The sequence below is a fragment of the Xanthomonas sp. SHU 166 genome, from assembly GCF_000364685.1.
GTDB lineage: Bacteria > Pseudomonadota > Gammaproteobacteria > Xanthomonadales > Xanthomonadaceae > Xanthomonas_A > Xanthomonas_A sontii.
Map to the genome: position 1 here is coordinate 1 of NZ_AQOJ01000415.1, position 5,706 is coordinate 5,706.

General features: G+C 70.4%; 6 protein-coding genes and 1 pseudogene. 1 reads left to right on the forward strand and 6 read right to left on the reverse strand.

Annotated features, from left to right (window positions below):
- Nucleotides 1-42: 42 nt before the first annotated feature.
- The gene (locus D180_RS11365; protein WP_017909243.1) at nt 43-444 is read left to right on the forward strand and encodes a DUF2628 domain-containing protein; all 402 of its coding nucleotides are present in this window, start codon (nt 43-45) and stop codon (nt 442-444) included.
- Nucleotides 445-489: 45 nt separating this feature from the next.
- Here the strand turns inward: D180_RS11365 and D180_RS11370 are convergent, their stop codons facing one another.
- The 6 genes and pseudogenes from D180_RS11370 to D180_RS11395 form a co-directional block, all read right to left on the reverse strand.
- The gene (locus D180_RS11370; RefSeq protein ID WP_017912888.1) at nt 490-1,215 is read right to left on the reverse strand and encodes a DUF6882 domain-containing protein; all 726 of its coding nucleotides are present in this window, start codon (nt 1,213-1,215) and stop codon (nt 490-492) included.
- The gene (locus D180_RS11375; RefSeq protein WP_017912889.1) at nt 1,212-2,657 is read right to left on the reverse strand and encodes an amino acid permease; all 1,446 of its coding nucleotides are present in this window, start codon (nt 2,655-2,657) and stop codon (nt 1,212-1,214) included. The genes D180_RS11370 and D180_RS11375 overlap by 4 nt, the downstream gene beginning before the upstream one ends.
- Before the next feature lie 287 nt (nt 2,658-2,944).
- The gene (locus D180_RS11380; protein ID WP_017912890.1) at nt 2,945-3,562 is read right to left on the reverse strand and encodes a response regulator; all 618 of its coding nucleotides are present in this window, start codon (nt 3,560-3,562) and stop codon (nt 2,945-2,947) included.
- On the reverse strand, nt 3,559-4,629 hold the full coding sequence (locus tag D180_RS11385; RefSeq protein ID WP_017912891.1) for an ATP-binding protein: 1,071 nt from the start codon (nt 4,627-4,629) through the stop codon (nt 3,559-3,561). Before D180_RS11385 ends, D180_RS11380 begins: the two co-directional genes overlap by 4 nt.
- A gap of 42 nt (nt 4,630-4,671) precedes the next feature.
- The gene (locus D180_RS11390; protein WP_017912892.1) at nt 4,672-5,400 is read right to left on the reverse strand and encodes an MgtC/SapB family protein; all 729 of its coding nucleotides are present in this window, start codon (nt 5,398-5,400) and stop codon (nt 4,672-4,674) included.
- Nucleotides 5,401-5,526: 126 nt separating this feature from the next.
- Nucleotides 5,527-5,706, reverse strand: a pseudogene (locus tag D180_RS11395) (hypothetical protein); the annotation flags it as partial.

Below are 5,706 nucleotides of genomic sequence, written 5' to 3' on the forward strand. Positions count from 1 at the left end.
TTCAGGTAAACTGAAAACGTTTACAACACGGATTCTAACGCCATGGAAACCCCCAATCTCCCGCAACGTGCGCCGCTCAGCCCGAAGTGGCAGTTCCGCTTCGACTTCTTCGACCGTTACGGCGCCCCGTCCACGCCCGAGTACAAGGCCGCGTTCAAGGCACTGCCGTTCATGGAACGGTTGAAGATCAACATGAACTTCTTCGCCCTGTTCTTCGGCTTCATCTACTTCTTCATCCTCGGCATGTGGCGCAAGGCGCTGGGGCTGATCGGCATCTGGCTGGCGCTGGCTGTGGTCGCGGCGTTCCTACCCGAGGCGATCGGCCGCGGCCTGGGCATCGCCTACTCGCTGCTGGTCGGCATGGCCGCCAACTACGCCTACTATCTGGACCAGCGCAAGGGCAGCGTCAGCTGGAACCCGTTCGAAGGCCTGCGTTGGTGGTAAGCGTCGGGCACGGCGGCGCGCAGGTGCGACACGCCGCCGCCGCGCTCAACGCTTGCGCTTCCAGAACTGCCAGGCCGGTGCCGGCTTCGGCGTGACCGCCGCGGCCTGCGCCGGGGCCAGCTGGCCCTGAATGCCGGTCAGCCGCGCCTGCGCATCGAATGCCAGGACGATGCGGGTGTTGCCGCGCGTCGCTACGGTCTGCGCGGCGTCGCGCTGCAGGGCATAGCCCTGATCGACCAGGAAGCCGTCGGTCATGGCCCGGTGGTCGAGTTCGAACTGCATCGGCAATTCGCCGAGCAGGCGCAGCACGCGGGCGTCGTCGCACGGCGCGAAGACCGCGGCCGGTACGTCCTCCAGCAGGAAGAACAGCGCGCCGCCGTCGTACGGCGCGCGGTAGTAGCAGCGCCCGCGCAGGGCACCGGCGAGCAGGGCGATCTGGTGGCCGCCGTCCTCGCCCAGCGCCGAAGACGGCGCGGCCAGTTCGGCGATGCCCTCGTGCTCGCCGTGCGCACGTAGCGCATTGGCATCGGCCAGCAGGGCCGGTGGCAGGTTGCTGGCGGTGTTGGCCCAGGCCCACAGCCAGCTGGCGCTGGCTTCTGCGGCGGTGCCCAGCAATTGAATCGGGAACTGCAGGTCCTCGTCGAAGTACACCCGGCCTTCGCCCAAGTCCATTTGCCAGCGACGCTCGGCCAGCACGTCGGCCAGCGCCAGCTGGCGTGCATAGGCGCTGCCGATGTGCCGTGCCAGCGCTGCCTGGAACGCCGGGCTCATCGCGGCGTCTGCGGCGCGCGCTGCAGCAGGCTTTTGCGGCGGCCGTACAGCAGGTAGGCGACCACGCCCAGCGCGTTCCACAACCCGAACCAGATCTTCGTGGTATCCGGCAGGCTCCAGAACAGGTACAGGCAGCCACCGATCGCCAGCGGCCCGACCACCCATGCCAATGGCGTGCGGAAGGTGCGGGCGCGGCCGGGTTCGCGGCGGCGCAGGACCAGCATGCAGGCGGCCACGGCGATGAAGGCGGCCAGGGTGCCGGCATTGGCCAGCGCGGCGATCTCGTCCAGCCGCGCCACGCCGGCCAGCGCCGCCACCAGCACCGCGGTGAACAGCGTGGTCGCCACCGGCGTGCCGGTACGCGCGTTGACCTTGGACAGCCCGCGCGGCAGCAGGCCGTCGCGCGACATCACGAAGAAGATCCGGCTCTGCCCGTACAGGAACGCCAGCAGCACGGTGGGCAGCGCGATCACCGCGACCACGCCGATCGCCGCCGCCGCCTTGCCGTGGCCGAGTTCGCGCAGGATCAGCGCCAGCGGCTCGGCGCTGGCGCCGAACACGTCGTAGCGCATCGCGCCGACCGCGGCCAGCGCCACCAGGATGTAGATCAGGGTGCAGCCGATCATCGAACCGACGATGCCGATCGCCAGGTCGCGCTTGGGGTTCTTGGTTTCCTCGGCGGCGGTGGAGATCGCATCGAAGCCGTAGAAGGCGAAGAAGATGATCGCCGCCGCCGCCATGACCCCGTGCGCGACGCCGTCGGCGCCGACCGTCTTGGGAAAGCCGTACGGCATGAACGGGTGCAGGTTGGCGCTCTGGAACGCCGGCAGCGCCACCGCCACGAAGATGCCAAGCGCGATCAGCTTCAGCACCACCAGCACCGCGTTGAGCGTGGCGCTCTCCTTGGTGCCGGCCATCAGCAGGCCGGCCACGGCGAAGGTGATCAGCACCGCCGGCAGGTTGACGATGCCGCCGGCATGCGGCCCCGCGGTCAGCGCCGCCGGCAGGTTCAGGTCCATGCCGGTCTGCGCACCGGCCCAGTGCAGGAAGCCGACGAAGTAGCCGGACCAGCCCACCGCCACCGTGCTGACCACCAGCGAGTACTCCAGGATCAGGCTCCAGCCCACCACCCAGGCGATCGCTTCGCCCAGCGCGACGTAGCTGTAGGTGTAGGCGCTGCCGGCGGCCGGCATCATCGTCGCCATCTCCGCATAGGCCAGCGCGGCGCAGGCGCAGATCGCCCCGGCCACCGCGAACGACACCAGCACCGCCGGCCCGGCCAGCTGCGCGCCGACGCCGATCAAGGTGTAGATGCCGGTGCCGACGATCGCGCCGATGCCGAGCGCCACCAGATGCGGCCAGCTCAGCGAGGGCACCAGCCGGCGTCCGGCCTCGTGGACGGTGACCAGGTCGAGCGACTTGCGCCGGAACAGGAACGACATGCGGGTCTCGGGGTGCGGAAGTGACAAGCCCGGCAGTGTCGCCGAATGCGGTGCAGCAAAGCTATGCCTGTGGCGCGGTATGGCACGGCGCTTGTGGAGGTCGATGCGAAGCGCAAGTCCGGCTTTATCGAGCGGAGACCGCTCTCTCTCTCTGTCTCGTAGAAGCGGCGTCAGCCGCGACGGGCTTTCCCGATGAAGCCCGTCGCGGTAGAAGCCGCTGCTGCGGAATACCGGTGCGTCAGGACCTGTTCCGCCGCGCCCGGCAATCGTGGGTTCTCGCAACCGACCTACCGCCCCAGCCGCTCGGCCAGCCGCACCAGCTCTGCCAGCGAACCGACCTCCAGCTTGCGCATCGCATTGCCGCGGCGCACCTTCACCGTGATCTCGCTGAGCTGCAGCCGTGCCGCCACCTGCTTGTTCAACAGGCCCTGCACCACCAGCTCCACCACCTCGCGTTCGCCGGCGCTGAGCCGCGCCCAGCGCGCCTGCAGTTCCGCCTGCGCCGCATCGGCGGCGCGGCGCGCGCGGTCGCGGGCGATGCCCTGGCCGATCGCGTCGAGCAGGTCCTGGTCGCGGAACGGCTTGGTCAGGAACTCGATCGCGCCGTTCTTCATCGCTTCCACGCTCATCGGGATGTCGCCGTGGCCGGTGATGAAGATGGTCGGCAGCGCCAGCCCGGCCTCGTGCATGTTGCGGTGGAAGTCCATGCCGCTCTGCCCGGGCATGCGGATGTCCAGCACCAGGCAGCTCGGCGCGTCGGCGCGCGGATGCGCCAGGAAGTCGCGGGTCGAGGCGAAGGCGTGCACCTGCAGGTCCACCGAGGCGAACAGGTCTTCCAGCGCGGCGCGGATCGAGGCGTCGTCGTCGATCAGGTACACCACCGGGCGTGCGGTCGCGTCATTCATGGCGTGGCTCCGCCGGCGGTGGGCAGGCACACGCAGAACACCGCGCCGCGTGGCCGCCCCGGTTCGGCCCAGATGCGCCCGCCGCCGGCCTCGACGATGCTGCGGCTGATGCTCAGGCCGATGCCGATGCCGCCCTGCTTGGTGGTCCAGAACGCATCGAACAGATGCGCCTGCGCCTGCGCGGACAGGCCCTCGCCGCTGTCGGCCACGCTCAGCCGCACCGAGCGCGTGTCCTCGCGCTCAGTGACGATGCGCAGCGTGCGCTGCGCCGGCGGCGTGGCCGCCATCGCCTCGATCGCGTTGAGCAACAGATTGCCGATCACCTGCTGGATCTGCACCGGGTCGGCCGACACCGGCGGCAGCAGCGCCGACAGCTCGGTGTGCACGCTGACCGCGCTGCGCTCCAGTTCGCCCTGCGACAGCGCCAGCACTTCGTTCACCGCGGCGTTGAGGTCGAAGGCGCGCTGCTGCGGGGCCTCGCCCCGGGTCAGGCTGCGTACCCGCGCGATCACCTCGCCGGCGCGTTCGGCGTCGGCGAGGATGCGCGCCAGCGCCGCGCGCGCCTTGTCCAGGTTCGGCGGCTGCTGGTCGAGCCAGCGCTGGCAGGCGTTGCCGCTGGTGACGATGGCCGCCAGCGGCTGGTTGACCTCGTGCGCGATCGACGCGGTCAGGCTGCCCAGGCTGCGCACCCGCGCCAGCCGCAGCAACTGCGCCTGCGCCGCGTGCGCGGCGGCCTTGGCCCGCTCCATGCGCACCGCGATGGAGGCGGTGACCGCCACCACCACGATGCTGATCGCCGAGTTGATCACGCCGACGTGGTAGGCCCCGGCATGCGTGAGATGGAAGCTGAGCACGACCAGCACCACGCAGATGCCCGCCAGCACGCCCAGCCCGGCCGGGGCCAGCAAGCGCACCGCGCCGAGGATCGCCACGGTGTAGAACAGCGCCGCCGCCACCGCGTAGTCGGTGACCGTGTCGGCGACGAAGATCGCACCCAGCGCCAGGCCCAGCGCGGCCAGGCCGAGCAGGCGGCGATGCGGCGGCAGCGGCTTGAACCAGGCGATCATCGGCGGTGTGGCGTGGGAGTGACGGGGATGGGCATGACTGGCTCAGGCTTCGGCGCCGGCGTTCCAGAACGCCTGTTGTACACCGGGTTCGCCCTCCAGGCGCTGCACCACCGCATCCAGTTCCTCGGCACGCACCGCGGTGGCGTACAGGGTGGCAGCGATCTCCACGTCCTTCTGCCCGAACGGATGCTGCTCGACCTCGCGCGCCGGGTAGTGCGCCTCCTCCAGCAGTTCGATCAGCCGCTCGCGCACGTCGCCGTGCACCTCGCGCGCGCAGATCGCATAGAACATGTAGGTGGCTTCCAGCGAGGACTCCTTCAGCGGATGCCGGTTGATCCGGTTCACCATCGGCCGCAGCAGGGTATTGCTGAGCAGCACGAACATGGCCGCCAGCACCGCCTCGGCGACCAGCCCGGCACCGGCGCAGGCGCCGACCGCGCCCGACCCCCACAGCGTCGCCGCGGTGTTGAGCCCGGTGACGTTGGCGCCTTCCTTCATGATCGCGCCGGCGCCGAGGAAGCCGATGCCCGAGACCACGTAGGCCACCACCTGCACCGCACCCTGGGTGCCGCCGTGGATCTCGAACAGGCGGTCGCCGAGCGAGACGAAGATCGCCGCGCCAACCGCGACCAGGGTGTTGGTGCGCAGCCCGGCGGTGCGCTGGCGCACCTGGCGTTCGAAGCCGATGATCGCGCCGAGCACGAAGGCCGCGGTGAGGCTGACCAGGGTGTCGAGCAGCGAGCCGAGATTGAACAGGCGCAGGGCTTCCATCAGGGCGCGTTCCGGTAGGTGGGGGGAGCGAGCATGGCGGCTCCGGGGAAGGGAGTGGGCAGGGACGGGGGCCGATGATGCCGCGGCGAGATGGCAGCGCGCATCGTGGCGACGGACAGATGCGGCTCAGCGTACCCCGGGCCACCACGCCAGCGCGGCATGCAGCCAGTGCGCGGCCGGGGCGTTCGCCCCGGCGTCGTGCAGGCGCCGCTGCGCCGCATGCGGCAAGCGCGCGCGGACCCGGATGCGGTCGGCGACGGACAGCAGCGACAGCGCATCGGCCATCACCCGCGGCGACTGCGCGGA

What these genes read in the sequence shown, in the direction of transcription:
- D180_RS11385 (WP_017912891.1), bottom strand. Translation starts at nt 4,629, where the DNA reads ATGATCGCCTGGTTCAAGCCGCTGCCGCCGCATCGCCGCCTGCTCGGC.
- D180_RS11390 (WP_017912892.1), bottom strand. Translation starts at nt 5,400, where the DNA reads ATGGAAGCCCTGCGCCTGTTCAATCTCGGCTCGCTGCTCGACACCCTG.
- D180_RS11365 (WP_017909243.1), top strand. Translation starts at nt 43, where the DNA reads ATGGAAACCCCCAATCTCCCGCAACGTGCGCCGCTCAGCCCGAAGTGG.
- D180_RS11370 (WP_017912888.1), bottom strand. Translation starts at nt 1,215, where the DNA reads ATGAGCCCGGCGTTCCAGGCAGCGCTGGCACGGCACATCGGCAGCGCC.
- D180_RS11375 (WP_017912889.1), bottom strand. Translation starts at nt 2,657, where the DNA reads ATGTCGTTCCTGTTCCGGCGCAAGTCGCTCGACCTGGTCACCGTCCAC.
- D180_RS11380 (WP_017912890.1), bottom strand. Translation starts at nt 3,562, where the DNA reads ATGAATGACGCGACCGCACGCCCGGTGGTGTACCTGATCGACGACGAC.